Raw genomic sequence first — 17,510 nt, 5'->3', positions numbered from 1 at the left:
TGGTGAAAGTGGTAAAGAAAAAATACCAATTATGCGGCGTTGGCCGGATCATGGCCGAATGCAAATGTGCCGGGAGGCTGATATGCCGGAGACGATTTCCTTTCTGGAGCCGAAACCATCCGTGCTCGCGCGCCGCCATCAGATCGTCGAGGATCTCGCCGATATCCTTCCGGACGGCTGCCTGATCAGCGAGAAGCGCGGCCTGGTCCCGTTCGAGACCGATGCCTTCATCGCCTACCGCCAGGTGCCCCTGGCCGTCGCCCTGCCGGAAACCACGGCGCAGGTGGCAGCCGTTTTGAAATATTGCAGCCGTTACGGCATTCCCGTCGTGCCGCGCGGGGCTGGCACGTCCCTGTCCGGCGGCGCCATACCGCAAGCGGACGCCGTGGTCATCGGCCTGTCGAAGATGTCGCGCATCCTCGATATCGATTTTGCCAACCGGTCAGCCACCGTGCAGGCGGGGGTCACCAATATCAATATTTCCGAAGCGGTCTCGGCCAGTGGCTTCTTCTATGCGCCGGATCCAAGCTCGCAGCTGGCCTGTACCATCGGCGGCAATATCGGCATGAATTCCGGCGGCGCCCATTGCCTGAAATATGGCGTCACCACCAACAACCTGCTCGGCGTGAAGATGGTGCTGTTCGACGGCACAATAATCGAGCTGGGCGGCAAGGCGCTGGATGCGCCGGGCTATGATCTGCTCGGCCTCGTCTGTGGTTCGGAAGGCCAGCTCGGCATCGTCACAGAAGCGACGGTCCGGCTGCTGGCCAAGCCTGAAGGGACGCGGCCGGTGCTATTCGGGTTCATGTCGTCGGAAGAGGCGGGGTCCTGCGTCGCCGAAGTCATCGGTTCCGGCATCATCCCCGTCGCCATCGAATTCATGGACAGACCGGCCATCGGCATCTGCGAAGCCTTCGCGCAGGCCGGATATCCGATGGATGTCGAGGCGCTTTTGATCGTCGAGGTGGAGGGGTCGGAAGCCGAGATGGAGGCTATGCTCGCCAGCATCATCGACATCGCCCGCCGCCACGGCGTCGCCACCATCCGCGAAAGCCAATCGGCAACGGAAGCGGCGCTGATCTGGAAAGGCCGCAAATCCGCCTTCGGCGCCACCGGCCGTATCGCCGATTACATCTGCATGGATGGCACGGTGCCGCTCAGCCAGCTGTCTTATGTGCTGAAGAAGACCGGCGAGATCATCGACGGTTACGGCCTGCGCGTCGCCAATGTCTTTCATGCCGGCGACGGCAACATGCATCCGCTGATCCTCTACAATATCAACGATCCGGAAGACGCCGCGCGCGCCGAAGCCGCCGGCAACGATATTCTGAGACTCTGTGTCGACGCTGGCGGCTGCCTGACCGGCGAACATGGCGTCGGCATCGAGAAACGCGACCTGATGCTGCACCAGTTTGATCAGGTCGATCTCAACCAGCAGATGGCCGCACGCGCCGCCTTTGATCCGCACTGGATCATGAACCCCTCAAAGGTCTTTCCGCTGGAAGGACGTATCCCCGCATGAGCATCGCCTTTGAACCGGCATCGGAAACGGAAGCGGCCGGTATCATCCTTGAGGCCGCCGCACAGGCGACGCCGCTGGCGATCACCGGCGGCGGCACGCGGTCTGGCTTTGGAAACCGCGTGGCGGCTGATCATGTCCTCTCGGCCCGCAAACTTTCCGGCATCGTCAGCTACAATCCGGCTGAGATGACCATGAGCGCCAAGGCGGGAACGCCGATGGCCGAGATCGAGGCAGCGCTTGCCCAAAATCGCCAGATGCTCGCCTTCGAGCCGATGGACCACCGCGGCGTCATGGGGACCAGCGGCGAGCCGACCATCGGCGGCGTGTTTGCGGCCAATGTGTCGGGCCCGCGCCGCATCACGGCCGGTGCCGCACGCGACCATCTGCTCGGCATCCGCTTTGTGAACGGGTCAGGCGAAGCGATCAAATCCGGTGGCCGGGTGATGAAAAACGTCACCGGGCTCGATCTGGTCAAGCTGCTCTGCGGCTCGCACGGGACGCTGGGCCTTTTGACCGAAGTTACCTTCAAGGTCCTGCCCCTGCCGCCTGCTAGCGTCACCATCGTGGCGTTCGGCCTCGACGATGCGCAGGCCGCTGCTGCGATGGCGCATGCGCTCTCCATGCCGGTCGAAGTCTCAGGCGCCGCACATCTGACGGAAAGCGTGCGCTACCGTTTCATCGGCAGCAGCCATCCGGAAGGCGCCGCCACAGTTCTTCGGCTTGAAGGCCTGCCGGCCTCGGTGACGGTGCGGGCCGAAAAACTCAAAGCCGCCTTTGCGAAGGTTGCGCCCGCAACCGTGCTCGATCACGAGGCGACGGAAAAGCTCTGGCGCGATATCCGCGACGTCAAACCCTATGCCGACGGCACGCAAAAGCCGCTCTGGCGCGTCTCCGTGGCGCCAACTGCCGGTCATCAGCTGGTCGCGGCGCTGCGGCTGCAGACTGGCGTCGATGCCTTCTACGACTGGCAGGGCGGCCTCGTCTGGCTGCGCATGGAGGCCGATGCGGAAGCCGAGATGCTGCGCCGTTTCATCAAGGGCATCGGCGGCGGTCACGCAACGCTGGTGCGCGCGTCCGGTGCCGTTCGCGCGGCCACACCGGCGTTTGAACCGGAGCCGGCCCCTGTTGCGGCGTTGTCTGCACGGCTCAAGGAAAAGTTCGACCCAAGGGGAATCTTTAATCCGGGGAAAATGGGGTGATGGAGATGTTGAATATGCGGCCCACCCCCCTCTGTCCCTCCGGGACATCTCCCCCTGAAGGGGGGAGATTGCCCGCAAGCCCCAAGCCCGCCTCACCAAATAGCCAAATTGGGAAAAGAATGATCTCCCCCCTTGAGGGGGAGATGTCACGCAGTGACAGAGGGGGGTATGCGTCCGAAAATTCCGGGCCGAACGAAGGCCCAAATCCGGAGCGTGCCACCTGATGCAGACCAACTTCACCCCCGCCCAGCTCACCGATCCGCATGTCGCTGAATCCGAGGGGATTCTGCGCAAATGTGTGCATTGCGGCTTCTGCACCGCGACCTGTCCGACCTATGTGACGCTCGGCAACGAACTCGACAGCCCGCGCGGCCGGATTTACCTGATCAAGGACATGCTGGAAAACGGCCGCCCGGCCGATGAGGAAGTGGTCACCCATATTGACCGCTGCCTGTCCTGCCTTGCCTGCATGACCACCTGTCCGTCCGGCGTCAATTACATGCATCTGGTCGATCACGCCCGCATCCATATCGAGCAGACCTACAAGCGTCCCTTAAAAGACCGTCTGGTGCGCGGCGTGCTCGCGGCGGTTCTGCCCTATCCGGCAAGGTTCCGGCTGGCCTTGAAGGCGGCACGGCTGGGACGGCCGCTTGCGGCCGCGATGAAGCGCGTGCCGTTTTTCAAGACCTTCGGCGTTATGCTCGATCTGGCGCCATCGGAGATCGCATCTGCCTCCACCGCATCCGCCCCCGGCATCTGTGCCGCCCAAAGCGAAAAGCGCGGCCGGGTCGCGATCCTGACGGGCTGCGCCCAGCCGGTGCTGAAGCCTGGGATCAACGAGGCAGCCATCCGGCTGTTGACGCGGCTCGGCGTCGAGGTCGTGGTGCCGGAAGGCGAGGGCTGTTGCGGCGCGCTGGTGCATCATATGGGCCGCGAGGAACAGGCGCTTGCGGCTGCCCGCCGCAATGTCGATGTCTGGATCAAGGCTGCCGACACGGGCGGGCTCGATGCCATCATCATCACCGCATCGGGCTGCGGCACCACCATCAAGGATTACGGCCATATGCTGAGGCTCGATCCGGCCTATGCGGACAAGGCTGCGCGGGTCTCGGCGCTTGCCAAGGATATTACCGAATATCTGGCAACGCTCGACCTGCCGCGCTTGGAGCCGAAAACCCTGACCGTCGCCTATCATTCCGCCTGCTCGATGCAGCACGGCCAGAAGATCACGATGGCGCCGAAACTCCTGTTGCGCAATGCCGGCTTCACCGTCCGCGATCCGGCCGAAGGCCATCTCTGCTGCGGCTCGGCCGGCACCTACAACATCCTGCAGCCGGAAATCTCGGCAACGCTGAAGGCCCGCAAGGTGAAAAATATCGAGGCCACCAAAGCCGACATCATCGCCACCGGCAATATCGGCTGCATCACCCAGATCGCCACCGGCACCACCATGCCGATCCTGCACACGGTGGAACTTTTAGACTGGGCCTATGGCGGCGAACGCCCTGCGGAAATTCCACCCTACCCTTGAGGGGGAGGGTCGGCGCAAAGCGCCGGCGTGGGGTGATCCACGGCATATACAATGACCAATGGTACTCGCGGTGTGTCACCCCCACCCGCGACGATGTCGCGACCTCCCCCCTCAAGGGGGAGGTAGAATTCCCTCTTCTCCCCAGCGGGGAGAAGGTGGCCCGTAGGGCCGGATGAGGGGGCGGCACGCTCCGTTCTACCGGAACATATCCCTCACGGCAGGCAAGACCGCAGTCCCCTCAACCGCCAAAAATCGTCCGCAGCAGATCGAGGCCGCGGTCGTCGAAGGAGACGGCGCCCTGCTTGTTGCCAGGGCCGACGACGATGACCTTGGTGCCGATCGAGGCGCGCTGGTAGAGGTGCTCGACATCCTTGTTCATCATGCGGATGCAGCCAGACGACATGTTGAGGCCGATCGTCCAGGGCTGGTTGGTGCCGTGGATACGGAAGCCGGAATCGTTGCCGCCCTTGTAGAGATAGAGCGCGCGGGCGCCGAGCGGGTTGTCGATGCCGCCTTCCTGGTAGGCCGGAAGGATATGGCCCTTCTTGCGCTCGCGGGCGATCATTTCCTTGGGCGGCGTCCAGCCCGGCCATTCCGCCTTGCGCTGCACCTTGACGACGCCGGACCAGCCAAAGCCTTCGCGGCCGACGCCGATGCCGTAGCGGGTGGCCCGGTTCGGGCCTTCGATATAATAGAGATACTTGTTGTTGGTATCGACGATGATGGTGCCGGGCGCCTCATCCGTGCTCAGCCGCACCTTGGTGCGCCAGAATTTCTGTGCGGGCTTGCGTTCCATCGCCACCATCGTGACATCGGAGCCCGGCTTTGCGGCGGGCTCGCCCGGCATGAAAGCCGATGCGCTGGAGGCACCAAAAGCAACCGCAGCCGCAAGTCCGATCGCGGCCAATGTGTTAAACGTAGAGTTCATAGGCAATATCCCTCATCCGGTCCCAAGCTGCGAAACGCTATTCAATATCGCGTATTACGCAAGTCTTATGGGTTCAGGTTAGGGCAATTGTGATCGATCGGGCTGTCACCCAGGGAACCGCTGTTGCCGAAAGGCCACGTTGTGGCCCTCCGGCAGATAAGCTTTGGCTTATCCTTGGTATCAGATGACGATGACCTTGGTGCCGACCTTCACGCGCTCGTAGAGGTCGGTGACATCCTCGTTGCGCATGCGGATGCAGCCCGACGAAACGGCATAACCGATTGTCCAGGGCGCATTGGTCCCATGGATGCGGTAGAGCGTCGAGCCCAGATACATGGCCCGCGCACCCAGCGGATTTTCCGGGCCGCCGCTCATGCTGACGGGCAGGAAATGCCCCTTGGCCGCTTCGCGGGCCCGCATTTCTGCAGGCGGCGTCCAGTTCGGCCACTCGGCCTTGCGGGTCACCTTATGGGCGCCGGCCCATTCGAAACCGGGCTTGCCGACGCCGACGCCGTAGCGCCGGGCTTCGCCATTGCCGGTGACCAGGTAGAGGAAGCGGTTGTTCGTATCGATGACGATCGTGCCGGCCTTTTCCTTGCTGTCATAGGCAACGGTCTGTGGCAGGAATTGCGGATCCATCTGGCGCACCGGCCGCTGGGCGCGCGTCATTGCGACGGGCTGCGCGACGCCGGCGCCGGAGCGCTGCACGCGCCTCTGGAACAGATATTGTTTTCGGGTGGCGCCCTGCGGCTCCACTGCGATAGGCCGCTGCTGGCGATAGACGACACGATCGGGCGTGCCGCCGAGCTGGGTCACCCAGGGGGCGGTGAGGTCCGGGCTGATGACAACGGGCGGCCGGTTCTGGTACCGGTCCTGCGCCTCGGCAAGACTGGTGAGCGCGACCAGCACGGATGTGGCAAGGATCAGGGTTTTCTTCAACATCGGACGGTTCACTACCTTTCGCCGGACTATCTCATGGCTTCGCCGTCCGCAGGATATGCGGGTGACGAGCCTTGCGGACGCCAATAAAAGAACTGGCGGAATGGAAAGATCGTGGCATCCGGCAGCAACCGAATGGTAAATGCCGGTTCATGAAAGGCCGCTTGGCCGGATAAAGCTTTGGGTAGGGTTATCGCGGGCTTTAGGACTATGGTTGGCAATTGGTAAACCGCAGTGCGGCGCGTTCACGATGGGCCGTGTTGTTGTGGGTATCGAAACAATTCAGGGAGAAACGCGTGACGGCAAAGGGCATCATCACCGGGGAGGACGGCAGGGATCGCTGCGCCTGGCATGCCAATCTGGCGGATTACCAGCGCTACCATGACGAGGAATGGGGCAAGCCGATGGCCGATGATATCAGGCTGTTTGAGAAGATCTGCCTGGAAGGCTTCCAGTCCGGCCTGTCCTGGCTCACCATCCTGCGCAAGCGCGAAGCGTTTCGCTCGGCCTTTGCCGGGTTTGATTTCGATGTGGTGGCAGGGTTTGGCGAAGAGGATATCGCCCGTTGCCTGGGCGATGCCGGGATCGTGCGCCATCGCGGCAAGATCGTCTCGACCATCAACAATGCCAAACGGGCGCAGGCGCTGAAAGCCGAGTTCGGGTCGCTGGCGCGCTATTTCTGGAGCTATGAGCCGGGCGGCAATGAACGTCCCAAAACCGTCACCTGGGAAGCGATCGCCGCCAACCCGACCACGCCGACCTCGACCGCGATCTCCAAGGACCTGAAAAAGCGCGGCTGGACCTTCGTCGGCCCGACCACGATCTACGCCTTCATGCAGGCAATGGGCCTCGTCAACGACCATATCGAAGGCTGCTACTGCCGCGGCCGCATCGAGGACCTGCGCCACGCGTTCGCGCGGCCCTGACGGGGGTTGTGCAACGGCGCCCCGGCGGTTGACTGTCTTTACAACAGATCGTCGCCCGGCATGCCGTGTATCCGGGTTTTCGGACGGTTGTTCTGGTAGAGCAGCCCGATGGCGAAGATCACCAGCATGGCGCCGATCACCAGCCATTCGCCGCTGCCGGACATGGCCATGCCGGGAATGATGTTGGACCCTTGCAGGATCCATAACCCGCCAAGCAAGATGATGACGATGCCTGCGATATTCTTGAATACCTTCATGACGTCCTCCCACGCACTGGAGGAAATTATGTGCCCAAGGCCGCCTGCGGTCAACATCCCCTAAAAGCATGGGTTTTTGCTGCTGCAGACCTGTTCCCGCACCATCAGGCCCGCAATGCGCGCGCCGTCAGCTTGCCGCGTTTGAAAACGCGAAAACCCCCTGCATCCGCCCGCTGGCATCAGCTGCGTTGATCGAGGATGTGCCGATGCAGTATAGCGGGCCTTTGGAACTCTGCGTGCAATAACAAAAGGATGAGGCGGACGATGTTGCCTCTTCCAGAATGCTGAGCACGATTTTGCGATGGTTGTCCGCATAGGCGCGGATGATGTCCAATAATCCGCAAACGCCGTGTTCCAGCGCATGAACACGCTGGCCGATCTTGCCGAGGCGGAAAATGCCGCTGGAGAGATCGCAGTGCCAGCTCTCCATCACATAATCATGCGCCGTCAGTTCGGCGACCCATTCCTCATGGGCGCGCGCGTCCTCGGGAAGGATCGTACCGAAGCCGGGTTTCACGAATCTGAGCATGCTCTTCCATCTTCAATGGCCGCCTGCGCGCGGAATTTTCAGGTCTGAGACAGGTCCATTGCGCGTTTCGGGCCACCATCAAAGAGGGCCTTGCCGGCAGGTGGACATGCGCCGGATGACGGATTTGCCGCCCCTGTGCAGGCGGTCGAAATTGGTCTTCATCGTCGTCAAGAAAATAGTCTGGCAATGCCGCCGCATAAACAGCGGCGATAGAATATCGGTCCTTTCTTTAACCCATAAAAATTGCCATGTACAACTCCTGATTTCATGAAAAAACGTGTTCAAGTGCTATTTCCGGTCGAGCCCGACCGGCAATGTCAGGCGGGCTGGTGCATGACATAGAGGGACCGGGCGCGGCCGTTTCCCATCCGGGGCAGGGGCGTTGGTTGGCGGTACCCCGCGCTCCCGTTCCCGCGTCAGAGGCAACGGTGGTCAGGGGCGGCATTATTCATGGCCTGGATAAGGGCCTGGATAGGCTGCCAGCGGCGCAAAGACTTGCCGCCTTGGCCTTGATCGGATAGGGAAAGCGCCAATTCCCATGACGGATCGGCAGGACCGGTCGACGCTGAAAGTGCTGTTGCCATGAACGACAAAAAGAAGAAGCCACAGAAGCTGAAAGCCCGCCTGCCGCGCGGTTTCGTCGATCGCTCCGCCGCCGATATCCGCGCCGTCGACGAGATGACCGCAAAGATCCGCGAAGTCTATGAGCGCTACGGCTTCGATCCCGTCGAAACGCCGCTGTTCGAATATACCGATGCGCTTGGAAAATTCCTGCCCGACAGCGACCGCCCGAACGAAGGCGTGTTTTCGCTGCAGGACGATGACGAGCAGTGGATGAGCGCCCGCTACGACCTGACGGCGCCGCTTGCCCGTCATGTCGCCGAAAATTTCAACGATATCCAGCTGCCCTACCGCACCTACCGCGCCGGCTATGTCTTCCGCAACGAAAAGCCCGGCCCCGGCCGCTTCCGCCAGTTCATGCAGTTCGACGCCGATACGGTCGGCGCTGCCGGCGTCCAGGCGGACGCCGAAATGTGCATGATGATGGCCGATACGATGGAAGCGCTCGGCATTGCGCGCGGCGATTATGTGATCCGGGTGAACAACCGCAAGGTCATCGACGGTGTTATGGAATCCGCCGACCTTGGTGGAGACGAAAATGCTGGACGGCGACTGGGTGTTCTGCGAGCGATCGACAAGCTCGACAAATTCGGTTTTGAGGGCGTCGAATTGCTCCTTGGCGCAGGCCGGAAGGATGAATCCGGAGATTTTACCAAGGGCGCGGGCCTGACTGCGCAACAGATTGCTTTCATCGTTGGCTACCTAAAGGATGATAAAGTGCATCCAACAAGTGTTCTGTACGCTGAAGGGCATGGGGAACTGCAAACGATTGAACAACTCGTTCAAGCCGCCGGTTATGGTCCAGATCGTATTAAAATAGATCCTTCTGTCATTCGCGGCCTCGAATATTACACTGGCCCCGTCTTCGAAGCCGAACTCCAATTCGCCGTCACCAATGAAAAGGGCGAAAAGGTCGTGTTCGGCTCGGTCGGCGGCGGTGGCCGTTATGATGGCCTGGTCTCGCGCTTCATGGGCCAGCCGGTTCCGGCAACGGGCTTTTCCATCGGCGTCTCGCGCCTGATGACGGCGCTGAAGAACCTTGGCAAGCTCGGCATGGAAGAGCTCATCGCCCCGGTCGTCGTCTGCGTCATGGACCGCGATATTGAGAGCCTTGGCAAATACCAGCAGTTCACCCAGGCGCTGCGCCATGCCGGTATCCGCGCCGAAATGTACCAGGGCAACAAGAAGAATTTTGGCGACCAGCTGAAATATGCCGACCGCCGCGGCTCGCCGCTCGCCATCATCCAGGGCGGCGACGAACGCGCGCAGGGCCTCGTGCAGATCAAAGACCTGATCGAGGGCAAGCGCCTGTCGGGCGAGATCGAGGACAACACGGCATGGCGCGAAGCCCGCGTCGCCCAGGTCTCGGTGCCGGAGACAGACCTCGTCGCCAAGGTGCGCGAAATGCTGGCCGGGCAGGCAGAAGACCGGGCGCGTAGCTGAGATGCTTAAAATCGTGCCGGTGATGAGACCCCTCCCCAACCCTCCCCACAAGGGGGAGGGAGTGGTTTCGTGTGCGCCGGCCGCATCAGTTACGACAACCGATGCCGGACAGCCGTCGAGAGCGAGGCTTGGCCAGATCTGGCGGAGTGCCACCCCCAGAGTTTTAAATCTGGAAAACGGCCGGTTCGGCAGATTAACTCCCTCCCCCTTGTGGGGAGGGTTGGGGAGGGGCATTTCCGCACCCACCTTCTTTGCGAGTGTCCCATGCCCCTGATCAACCTTCCAGCCTTTGCCGCTGATCTTCTCGCGGATTTCGAGCGGCTGGGCACCGTGCGCGTCGATACGCCGGTCATCCAGCCGGCCGAGCCGTTCCTCGATATGGCCGGCGAGGACCTGCGCCGCCGTATTTTCATGACCGAAAGCGAGACCGGCAAGAGCCTGTGCCTGCGCCCGGAATTCACCATTCCCGTCTGCCTGCGCCATATCGAGACCGCCACCGGCACGCCGCAGCGTTACTCCTATCTCGGCGAGATCTTCCGCCAGCGGCGGGAAGGGGCCAATGAATTCTACCAGGCCGGCATCGAGGATCTCGGCGAAACCGATGTGGCAAGCGCCGACGCGCGCGCCATCAGCGATGCCATCGCGATCCTGACTGCGCGCCTGCCGGGCAAAAAGCTCGACGTGACGCTGGGCGATCAATCGGTGTTCGAGGCGGTCGTTGCCGCCTGCGGCCTGCCCGCCGGCTGGCAGAAGCGGCTGATCCACGCCTTCGGCAATCCCGCCCAGATCGACACGCTGTTGACGCGGCTCTCACGCCCGCAGCCGGTGACGGGGCTGAGCGCGGAGATCGAGGCGCTGCTGTCGTCCGGCGACGAGGCCATGCTGATTGCCCATCTCGACGAGACGATGGAGGCGACCGGCTATTCCACCAATGCCAGCCGCAGCCCGAAGGAAATCGCAGCGCGGCTGAAGGAAAAGCGGGCGCTCGAAAAAACAGCGCTCGATGGCCGCACGCTCGCCGTCCTGCGCGAATTCCTCTCTCTCAACATGCCGCTTGCGGATGCGCCGGCAGCTTTGTTTGCATTTGCGGAAAAATCCGGCCTGACACTTGATGGCGCCCTGTCGCGGTTCGATGCCCGCGTCGCCGCACTCGGCAATGCCGGGGTCGATGCAAAAGCGCTCGCCTACCGCGCCGCCTTCGGCCGTCCGCTCGATTATTATACCGGCATGGTGTTCGAGATCGCCGTCGAGGGCTCCCCGGCAGTGCTGGCCGGTGGTGGCCGTTTTGACCGGCTGATGACGCTGTTGGGCGCCAGGGAACGCATTCCGGCCGTCGGCTTCGCGCTCTGGCTCGACCGGATGGAACAGGCCCTTGCCACGCCGCACAGCGTCGCCACGCACAAACCGGAGGCCGCCCAATGACCATCACCATCGCGCTGCCTTCCAAAGGCCGGATGAAGGACGATGCCTCCGCCATCTTCGAAAAGGCAGGCCTGAAAATCGTCGCCGTCGGCAACGAGCGGTCGTATCGCGGCCGTGTCGAAGGTCTCGACGATGTCGAGATCGCCTTTCTGTCCGCATCGGAAATCTCGCGCGAAATTGGCGCAGGCTCGATCGATTTCGGCGTCACCGGCGAAGACCTGATCCGCGAGGGACTGTCGGAAGCCGATGCCCGCGTCGAATTCTGCGCCCGGCTTGGGTTCGGCCATGCCGATGTCGTCGTCGCCGTCCCGGAGATCTGGCTCGATGTGGATACGATGGCCGATCTCGGCGATGTCGCCGCCGATTTCCGCGCCCGTCATGGCCGCAGACTGGCAATCGCCACCAAATACTGGCGCCTGACCCAGCAGTTCTTCTCCTCCCAGCATGGCATCCAGCTCTACCGCATCGTCGAAAGCCTGGGCGCCACCGAAGGCGCGCCGGCCTCCGGCTCCGCTGATATCATCGTGGATATCACCTCGACCGGCTCGACCCTGAAGGCCAACCACCTGAAGATCCTCTCTGACGGCATCATGCTGCGGTCGCAGGCCTGCCTGGTGCGGGCCCGCAAGGCCGGCCATGCGGACGACCCGGCCGTGACAAGGATTATCGAGGCGGTGCAGGCGGCGGTCGCTTAGCCCAACGGCTTGGCATCACTCATCCTTTAAAGTCTGACCCAGCACCGCAGCATAGTCACGGCGGCCCCAGAAGACATTTGTGATCCAGACCACCTGGTTTTCAACGACGTAGAGAATAACGGCCTTGCGCTCGAAGGGGACGATCCGGATGCCCGGACCCAGATCGTCTCTTGAGACACCACCAAAGGGAGCATCGCCAATTTTCTCGCAGCGTTCGAACACCCGGTCGGTGAACCGGGCGGCCGTCACCGCATCGGAACTGGCTTGAAGGACGTCGTCGAACAGCCGCTCGATATCTTCAACCGCATCGGTGCGATACTCGACCGGAAGCCGCTGCATTGTGCTCAACCATTGTGTTTTGCATAAAGCGCGTCGAGCCGCGCGCGCACCTGTTGACCGGTCAGATTCGGCCGGGAGTCTTCGAGTGAATGTTTTACCCGGGCCCGCAATCCTTCCAGACGCTTTTCATGCTCTTCTTCAAGGCGCAGCCAGGTCCGCATTGCCTCGCGAATGACCTCGCTGGTCGAGGCGTGGGACCCGGCTTCGACGCGGCTTTTGATCGCATCGACCATTTCGGAGGGAAGCGTGATGCTCAGTTTCTCCACCATGAGGCAGCTCCAAAGTTTGCTGGGTGGCAGAGTAGGATAAAATCCCCCTGGAGCAAACCTCCAAAATTTCCAAAACCTCACCCTGACATTTTGGACACGACTGTCTTATATTCGAATTCCCACCTCAAGGAGTTCCTCATGGCCGATCTCAGTTCCTTTCCGATCACCACCCGCTGGCCTGCCAAAAATCCCGATATCATCCAGCTCTATTCGCTGCCGACGCCAAATGGCGTGAAGGTTTCGATCGCGCTTGAAGAACTTGGTCTGGCCTATGAGCCGCACTTGGTCTCCTTTGGCACCAATGACCAGAAAACGCCGGAATTCCTGTCGCTCAATCCCAACGGCCGCATTCCCGCGATCATCGATCCGAATGGCCCGGACGGAAAGCCGATCGGCCTGTTCGAATCCGGCGCCATCCTCGTCTATCTCGCCGAAAAGACCGGCAAGCTTATTCCTGCCGATGCGGCCGGGCGCTACGAGACCTTGGCATGGGTGATGTTCCAGATGGGCGGCGTCGGGCCGATGTTCGGCCAGTTCGGCCATTTCTTCAAATTCGCCGCCGACAAGGTCGCCAACAATTCCTATCCGATGGAACGCTACCGGGATGAAGCCAAGCGGCTTCTCAGCGTGCTGGAAGGCCGCCTTGAAGGACGCACATGGTTGATGGGCGATCAATATACCATCGCCGACATCACCACCTATTCCTGGATCGAGGGTGCCCGCAAATTCTATGGCGCAGCCGATGTGCTGGAATATGAGAGCTTCCCGAACGTCATGGCCTGGGTCGATCGTGCGCTCGCCCGGCCGGCTGTCCAGAAGGGCATGGAAATTCCCAAGCGCGACTGATCGCGCGCATGCCCCGATCCACACCCAATCTACACCCCAATCTACACATTGTCTGCCTGAGTTGACGGCACTCGGGCGGACAGGCTACGTCTGAGGAAAAGAAGCATTCTCGACGGGTGGAACAAACGTGACAGGCAGACTTGTTGTGGTGGGCGGCGGTCAGGCCGCTTTTGCGTTGGTGGCGAAGCTGCGGGCTTTGAAGGACGAGCGCCCGATTACGATCGTGGCGGCAGAAGCCAGCCACCCCTATCAGCGGCCGCCGTTGTCAAAGAAATACCTTCTGCGCGAGATGGATCTGGACCGGCTGCTCTACCGGCCGGAAAGCTGGTACGCCGAGCATAATATCGACATCCACCTCTCCACGTCGGTGACGGCGATCGATCGTCTGGCCAAGACGGTCACCCTCAGCGACAGTTCGACGCTGGACTATGACGTGCTGGCGCTCGCCACCGGCTCGACGCCGCGCAAGCTGCCAGCCAGTCTCGGCGGCGACCTCGAGGGCGTTTTCGTGGTGCGCGATTTCACCGATGCCGACCGGCTTGCCGGCGAAATGCAGCCCGGCAAACATGCGCTGATCATCGGCGGCGGCTATATCGGGCTGGAGGCAGCGGCGGTGGCGCGCTCGAGCGGGCTGGATGTCACCGTCATCGAAATGGCCGACCGTATCCTGCAGCGCGTCGCATCCGTTGCCACATCCTATCTCGTCAAGGATATCCACACCTCGCGCGGCGTCGATATCCGCGAAGGCACGGGCCTTGTCCGCCTGGTCGGCACCGATGGCCGGGTAACATCAGCGGAACTGACAGATGGTTCCACCATCCCGGTCGATCTCGTCATCGTCGGCATCGGCGTCACCGCCAATGATGCGCTGGCGCAGGCTGCGGGTCTCGACGTCGCCAATGGCATCATCGTCGATGGTTTCGGCCGCACGTCCGACCCTTCGATCCATGCGATGGGCGATTGCGCCGTGTTGCCGTGGAAGGACATGCGCATCCGGCTGGAATCGGTGCAGAACGCCGTCGATCAGGCCGAGGCCGTGGCGGCTCTGCTCGCCGGTGGAGAAGCGCCCTATGATCCAAAACCCTGGTTCTGGTCGGATCAGTATGACGTCAAGCTGCAGATCGCCGGTTTCGGCCACGGGCATGACGAGACGGTGGTGCGCAAGGGACAGCGCGAGGGCAGTGTTTCCGTCTGGTATTTCACGGCCGGCAATCTGGTTGCCGTCGATGCGCTCAACGATGCTAAGGCTTATGTCACCGGCAAGAAGTTGCTCGACCTCGGCCTCACGCCCGACCGCGCCCGTCTGGAAGATCCCCAGACAGATTTGAAGACGCTGCTGCCGTAGCAGCCGGCGATTGTCCTATTGATGGCGGGTGAAAACATGTCTGCGCGCTTCCAGCTGGAAGCGTGGAAAGAAGAACACGCCGGTGATCGCGCCGGAATAGCGCTGTTCCAGCCCGGTGGATTCGCCGATGCAGAAAACCGGCTGTTTCTGGCCGGATGAGAGAATGATCGTCGTCGAAAAGCAGAAGGACGAGGAGGTCGTCGCCGCCTGTTCGAACAGCGCCAGAACATGATTGCGGTCGGCGCTGTCATAGCAGCGCACCAGATTGAGCAGGCCGCATTCCGAATGGCTGAGGCCGTGCATGGCAGCAGCGCTGTCGCCGAGACGAAAGAGCCCGTTCGATAGATCACCCGACCAGGCTTCGGAGAAGCAGAATTGACCGAGCGCTTCCAGCCCGCTTTCGCCATGCGCAAAGGACTCCGCGCCCGGCGGCTGTGACAGACCTGTTCTTGCAATTTTAAACAAGGCAGGCCCCGGAATATTCACAAAATCCGAAATTCATTCGTCTCTTCCCATAAAGGGTTTTCAAGAAACAATTTCCAGTTTGCAGCATAACCAAACGGCAATTTCAGTAGAAATCCGGGGCAGGCCTGCGACAGAAAAAGGAAAGCTCAACTTTAAGGTCCTGCCAGGGTGCAGCAAGACAAAACAAATTGTACGCGAGGAAAATCTATAGGCTTTGCGGTCTGGGATCAAAGGAATGTTGGGTAAACAGTTAATACGGAAAAATTGATATAGTGTGTCTTCAATTCTTCCGGTCTTTTAGACCCCTCGTGACTCTGTGGTTCACTTGGTGCGCTGTTATAATTGCTTTTTCAGCCGCTTCAATGGGCTTGTGACAAATATTTTGCAGTCCGGGAGAAAGATTAGAGATTGCAGCTATGATCCCCGGTTCAATCAGAAAATGATCGGGGAATGGGGAGCGATCAGAGGATGAGGCTGGGTCTTTGCCACCATTACGCGCCCAAAAAAAAGGGCGAACCTTGCGGCTCGCCCTTTCCCGTTCCGGATGTCCGGAAGATGGCTTCGTAACAGGCTGACGCCTGATTACATCATGCCGCCCATGCCACCCATGCCGCCCATGTCAGGCATGCCGCCGCCAGCCGATTCCTTCTTCGGCAGTTCGGCAATCATGGCTTCCGTGGTGATCAGCAGCGAAGCAACCGAAGCTGCATTCTGCAGGGCTGTGCGGACAACCTTGACCGGATCGACGATACCCATGGCGATCATGTCGCCGAATTCGCCGGTCTGGGCATTGTAGCCGAAGTTGTCGGTGTTGCTTTCGAGGATCTTGCCAACGATGATCGAACCTTCATCGCCTGCGTTTTCAGCGATCTGGCGAACCAGCGACTGAAGTGCCTTGCGGATGATGGAGATACCGGCGGTCTGATCGTCGTTTGCGCCCTTGAGGTCGAGAACGATCGAGGCACGCAGCAGAGCCGTACCACCACCAGGAACGATACCTTCCTGAACGGCAGCGCGCGTTGCGTTCAGCGCGTCGTCGATACGGTCCTTCTTTTCCTTCACTTCGATTTCGGTCGCACCGCCGACGCGGATGACGGCAACGCCGCCAGCGAGCTTGGCAAGACGTTCCTGCAGCTTTTCGCGGTCGTAATCGGATGTGGTTTCTTCGATCTGGCCCTTGATCTGAGCAACGCGGCCTTCGATTTCGGCCTTCTTGCCAGCGCCATCAACGATGGTGGTGTTTTCCTTGGAGATCGAAACCTTCTTCGCACGGCCGAGCATTTCGAGCGTGACGTTTTCCAGCTTGATGCCGATGTCTTCGGAGATAACCTGGCCACCGGTCAGGATCGCGATGTCTTCGAGCATGGCCTTGCGGCGATCGCCGAAGCCCGGAGCCTTGACGGCAGCGATCTTCAGGCCGCCACGCAGCTTGTTGACGACGAGCGTCGCAAGCGCTTCGCCTTCGACGTCTTCCGAGATGATCAGGAGCGGCTTGCCGGTCTGAACGACGGCTTCGAGAACCGGAAGCATGGCCTGCAGGTTGGAGAGCTTCTTCTCATGGAGAAGGATGTAAGCGTCTTCCAGCTCGGCAACCATCTTTTCTGGGTTGGTCACGAAGTAAGGCGAGAGATAGCCGCGGTCGAACTGCATGCCTTCGACGACTTCGAGTTCGGTTTCGGCAGTCTTGGCTTCTTCAACCGTGATGACGCCTTCATTGCCGACCTTCTGCATCGCTTCAGCGATGTACTGGCCGATTTCCTTTTCGCCATTGGCGGAGATCGTGCCGACCTGGGCCACTTCTTCCGAAGTGTTGATCTTCTTGGCCTTGGCAACGAGGTCCTTGACGATGGCTGCGACAGCGAGGTCGATGCCGCGCTTCAGGTCCATCGGGTTCATGCCGGCTGCAACGGCCTTGCCGCCTTCGCGAACGATGGCCTGGGCGAGAACGGTCGCCGTCGTCGTGCCGTCACCGGCGATGTCGTTGGTCTTCGAAGCAACTTCGCGGACCATCTGGGCGCCCATGTTTTCGAACTTGTCTTCGAGTTCGATTTCCTTGGCGACGGAAACGCCGTCCTTGGTGATGCGCGGTGCGCCGAAGGACTTGTCGATGATGACGTTACGGCCCTTCGGACCGAGCGTGACCTTCACTGCGTCTGCGAGGATGTCGACGCCGCGCAGCATCTTTTCGCGCGCGGTACGGCCGAACTTAATTTCTTTGGCTGCCATGTTAAAAA

The 17,510-nt window shown here is 61.1% G+C and carries 17 protein-coding genes; 9 read left to right on the top strand and 8 right to left on the bottom strand.

Features of this window, described 5'->3' with window-relative positions:
- Nucleotides 1-82 precede the first annotated feature (82 nt).
- From PYR65_RS18435 to glcF, 3 genes are all read left to right on the top strand, one after another.
- A complete protein-coding gene (locus PYR65_RS18435) occupies nt 83-1,522 on the top strand; it encodes an FAD-binding oxidoreductase (protein WP_276119028.1) in 1,440 nt (479 codons plus the stop codon).
- Nucleotides 1,519-2,721: a glycolate oxidase subunit GlcE gene (gene glcE, locus PYR65_RS18430; RefSeq protein ID WP_276119027.1), complete on the top strand. Its 1,203-nt coding sequence runs from the start codon at nt 1,519-1,521 to the stop codon at nt 2,719-2,721. Before PYR65_RS18435 ends, glcE begins: the two co-directional genes overlap by 4 nt.
- A 223-nt stretch (nt 2,722-2,944) precedes the next feature.
- Nucleotides 2,945-4,252 carry a glycolate oxidase subunit GlcF gene (gene glcF, locus PYR65_RS18425; RefSeq protein ID WP_276119026.1) on the top strand — a complete coding sequence of 436 codons (1,308 nt, stop codon included), beginning with the start codon at nt 2,945-2,947 and terminating at the stop codon, nt 4,250-4,252.
- A gap of 238 nt (nt 4,253-4,490) precedes the next feature.
- On the opposite strand, the gene PYR65_RS18420 is transcribed toward glcF, so the two are convergent.
- Together PYR65_RS18420 and PYR65_RS18415 are read right to left on the bottom strand one after the other, a co-directional pair.
- The gene (locus PYR65_RS18420) at nt 4,491-5,180 is read right to left on the bottom strand and encodes a L,D-transpeptidase (protein ID WP_060635900.1); all 690 of its coding nucleotides are present in this window, start codon (nt 5,178-5,180) and stop codon (nt 4,491-4,493) included.
- Between the two features lie 180 nt (nt 5,181-5,360).
- Nucleotides 5,361-6,122 (bottom strand): L,D-transpeptidase, encoded by a 762-nt coding sequence (locus PYR65_RS18415; protein WP_060635899.1) that lies wholly within the window; start codon nt 6,120-6,122, stop codon nt 5,361-5,363.
- A gap of 293 nt (nt 6,123-6,415) precedes the next feature.
- Here PYR65_RS18415 and PYR65_RS18410 point away from each other — a divergent pair, with 293 nt between their 5' ends.
- The gene (locus PYR65_RS18410; protein ID WP_276119025.1) at nt 6,416-7,045 is read left to right on the top strand and encodes a DNA-3-methyladenine glycosylase I; all 630 of its coding nucleotides are present in this window, start codon (nt 6,416-6,418) and stop codon (nt 7,043-7,045) included.
- A 38-nt stretch (nt 7,046-7,083) separates the two neighbouring features.
- Here PYR65_RS18410 and PYR65_RS18405 read toward each other — a convergent pair whose 3' ends face one another.
- Nucleotides 7,084-7,302 carry a hypothetical protein gene (locus PYR65_RS18405; protein ID WP_060635897.1) on the bottom strand — a complete coding sequence of 73 codons (219 nt, stop codon included), beginning with the start codon at nt 7,300-7,302 and terminating at the stop codon, nt 7,084-7,086.
- Between the two features lie 127 nt (nt 7,303-7,429).
- Nucleotides 7,430-7,831, bottom strand: a complete 402-nt coding sequence (locus tag PYR65_RS18400) for a hypothetical protein (RefSeq protein WP_276119024.1) — start codon at nt 7,829-7,831, stop codon at nt 7,430-7,432.
- Between the two features lie 582 nt (nt 7,832-8,413).
- On the opposite strand from PYR65_RS18400, the gene hisS reads away from it, so the two are divergent.
- The 3 genes from hisS (at nt 8,414) to hisG (ending at nt 12,012) form a co-directional block, all read left to right on the top strand.
- Nucleotides 8,414-9,895: a histidine--tRNA ligase gene (gene hisS, locus PYR65_RS18395; RefSeq protein WP_276119023.1), complete on the top strand. Its 1,482-nt coding sequence runs from the start codon at nt 8,414-8,416 to the stop codon at nt 9,893-9,895.
- Between the two features lie 264 nt (nt 9,896-10,159).
- Nucleotides 10,160-11,317, top strand: coding sequence for an ATP phosphoribosyltransferase regulatory subunit (locus PYR65_RS18390; RefSeq protein WP_276119022.1), 1,158 nt, complete (start codon nt 10,160-10,162; stop codon nt 11,315-11,317).
- Nucleotides 11,314-12,012: an ATP phosphoribosyltransferase gene (gene hisG / locus PYR65_RS18385; RefSeq protein ID WP_060635893.1), complete on the top strand. Its 699-nt coding sequence runs from the start codon at nt 11,314-11,316 to the stop codon at nt 12,010-12,012. The genes PYR65_RS18390 and hisG overlap by 4 nt, the downstream gene beginning before the upstream one ends.
- Before the next feature lie 15 nt (nt 12,013-12,027).
- Here hisG and PYR65_RS18380 read toward each other — a convergent pair whose 3' ends face one another.
- Together PYR65_RS18380 and PYR65_RS18375 are read right to left on the bottom strand one after the other, a co-directional pair.
- Entirely contained in the window at nt 12,028-12,351 is a 324-nt protein-coding gene (locus PYR65_RS18380) for a type II toxin-antitoxin system RelE/ParE family toxin (RefSeq protein WP_276119021.1), read from the bottom strand.
- A gap of 5 nt (nt 12,352-12,356) precedes the next feature.
- Nucleotides 12,357-12,620, bottom strand: coding sequence for a ribbon-helix-helix domain-containing protein (locus PYR65_RS18375; protein WP_276119020.1), 264 nt, complete (start codon nt 12,618-12,620; stop codon nt 12,357-12,359).
- Nucleotides 12,621-12,758: 138 nt separating this feature from the next.
- Here PYR65_RS18375 and PYR65_RS18370 point away from each other — a divergent pair, with 138 nt between their 5' ends.
- Both PYR65_RS18370 and PYR65_RS18365 read left to right on the top strand, forming a co-directional pair.
- Nucleotides 12,759-13,466, top strand: coding sequence for a glutathione binding-like protein (locus tag PYR65_RS18370; RefSeq protein WP_276119019.1), 708 nt, complete (start codon nt 12,759-12,761; stop codon nt 13,464-13,466).
- A gap of 127 nt (nt 13,467-13,593) precedes the next feature.
- Nucleotides 13,594-14,811, top strand: coding sequence for an NAD(P)/FAD-dependent oxidoreductase (locus PYR65_RS18365; RefSeq protein WP_276119018.1), 1,218 nt, complete (start codon nt 13,594-13,596; stop codon nt 14,809-14,811).
- A gap of 15 nt (nt 14,812-14,826) precedes the next feature.
- Here the strand turns inward: PYR65_RS18365 and PYR65_RS18360 are convergent, their stop codons facing one another.
- Entirely contained in the window at nt 14,827-15,276 is a 450-nt protein-coding gene (locus PYR65_RS18360) for a hypothetical protein (RefSeq protein ID WP_060636226.1), read from the bottom strand.
- 582 nt (nt 15,277-15,858) lie between these two features.
- On the bottom strand, nt 15,859-17,502 hold the full coding sequence (gene groL / locus PYR65_RS18355; RefSeq protein WP_060635889.1) for a chaperonin GroEL: 1,644 nt from the start codon (nt 17,500-17,502) through the stop codon (nt 15,859-15,861).
- Between the last annotated feature and the right edge of the window lie 8 nt (nt 17,503-17,510).

This window comes from Pararhizobium qamdonense (genome assembly GCF_029277445.1).
GTDB classification, from domain to species: Bacteria; Pseudomonadota; Alphaproteobacteria; order Rhizobiales; family Rhizobiaceae; genus Pararhizobium; species Pararhizobium qamdonense.
This window is presented reverse-complemented; position numbering and strand designations above follow the sequence as displayed.

What these genes read in the sequence shown, in the direction of transcription:
- PYR65_RS18435 (WP_276119028.1), top strand. Translation starts at nt 83, where the DNA reads ATGCCGGAGACGATTTCCTTTCTGGAGCCGAAACCATCCGTGCTCGCG.
- glcE (WP_276119027.1), top strand. Translation starts at nt 1,519, where the DNA reads ATGAGCATCGCCTTTGAACCGGCATCGGAAACGGAAGCGGCCGGTATC.
- glcF (WP_276119026.1), top strand. Translation starts at nt 2,945, where the DNA reads ATGCAGACCAACTTCACCCCCGCCCAGCTCACCGATCCGCATGTCGCT.
- PYR65_RS18420 (WP_060635900.1), bottom strand. Translation starts at nt 5,180, where the DNA reads ATGAACTCTACGTTTAACACATTGGCCGCGATCGGACTTGCGGCTGCG.
- PYR65_RS18415 (WP_060635899.1), bottom strand. Translation starts at nt 6,122, where the DNA reads ATGTTGAAGAAAACCCTGATCCTTGCCACATCCGTGCTGGTCGCGCTC.
- PYR65_RS18405 (WP_060635897.1), bottom strand. Translation starts at nt 7,302, where the DNA reads ATGAAGGTATTCAAGAATATCGCAGGCATCGTCATCATCTTGCTTGGC.
- PYR65_RS18400 (WP_276119024.1), bottom strand. Translation starts at nt 7,831, where the DNA reads ATGCTCAGATTCGTGAAACCCGGCTTCGGTACGATCCTTCCCGAGGAC.
- hisS (WP_276119023.1), top strand. Translation starts at nt 8,414, where the DNA reads ATGAACGACAAAAAGAAGAAGCCACAGAAGCTGAAAGCCCGCCTGCCG.
- PYR65_RS18390 (WP_276119022.1), top strand. Translation starts at nt 10,160, where the DNA reads ATGCCCCTGATCAACCTTCCAGCCTTTGCCGCTGATCTTCTCGCGGAT.
- hisG (WP_060635893.1), top strand. Translation starts at nt 11,314, where the DNA reads ATGACCATCACCATCGCGCTGCCTTCCAAAGGCCGGATGAAGGACGAT.
- PYR65_RS18380 (WP_276119021.1), bottom strand. Translation starts at nt 12,351, where the DNA reads ATGCAGCGGCTTCCGGTCGAGTATCGCACCGATGCGGTTGAAGATATC.
- PYR65_RS18375 (WP_276119020.1), bottom strand. Translation starts at nt 12,620, where the DNA reads ATGGTGGAGAAACTGAGCATCACGCTTCCCTCCGAAATGGTCGATGCG.
- PYR65_RS18370 (WP_276119019.1), top strand. Translation starts at nt 12,759, where the DNA reads ATGGCCGATCTCAGTTCCTTTCCGATCACCACCCGCTGGCCTGCCAAA.
- groL (WP_060635889.1), bottom strand. Translation starts at nt 17,502, where the DNA reads ATGGCAGCCAAAGAAATTAAGTTCGGCCGTACCGCGCGCGAAAAGATG.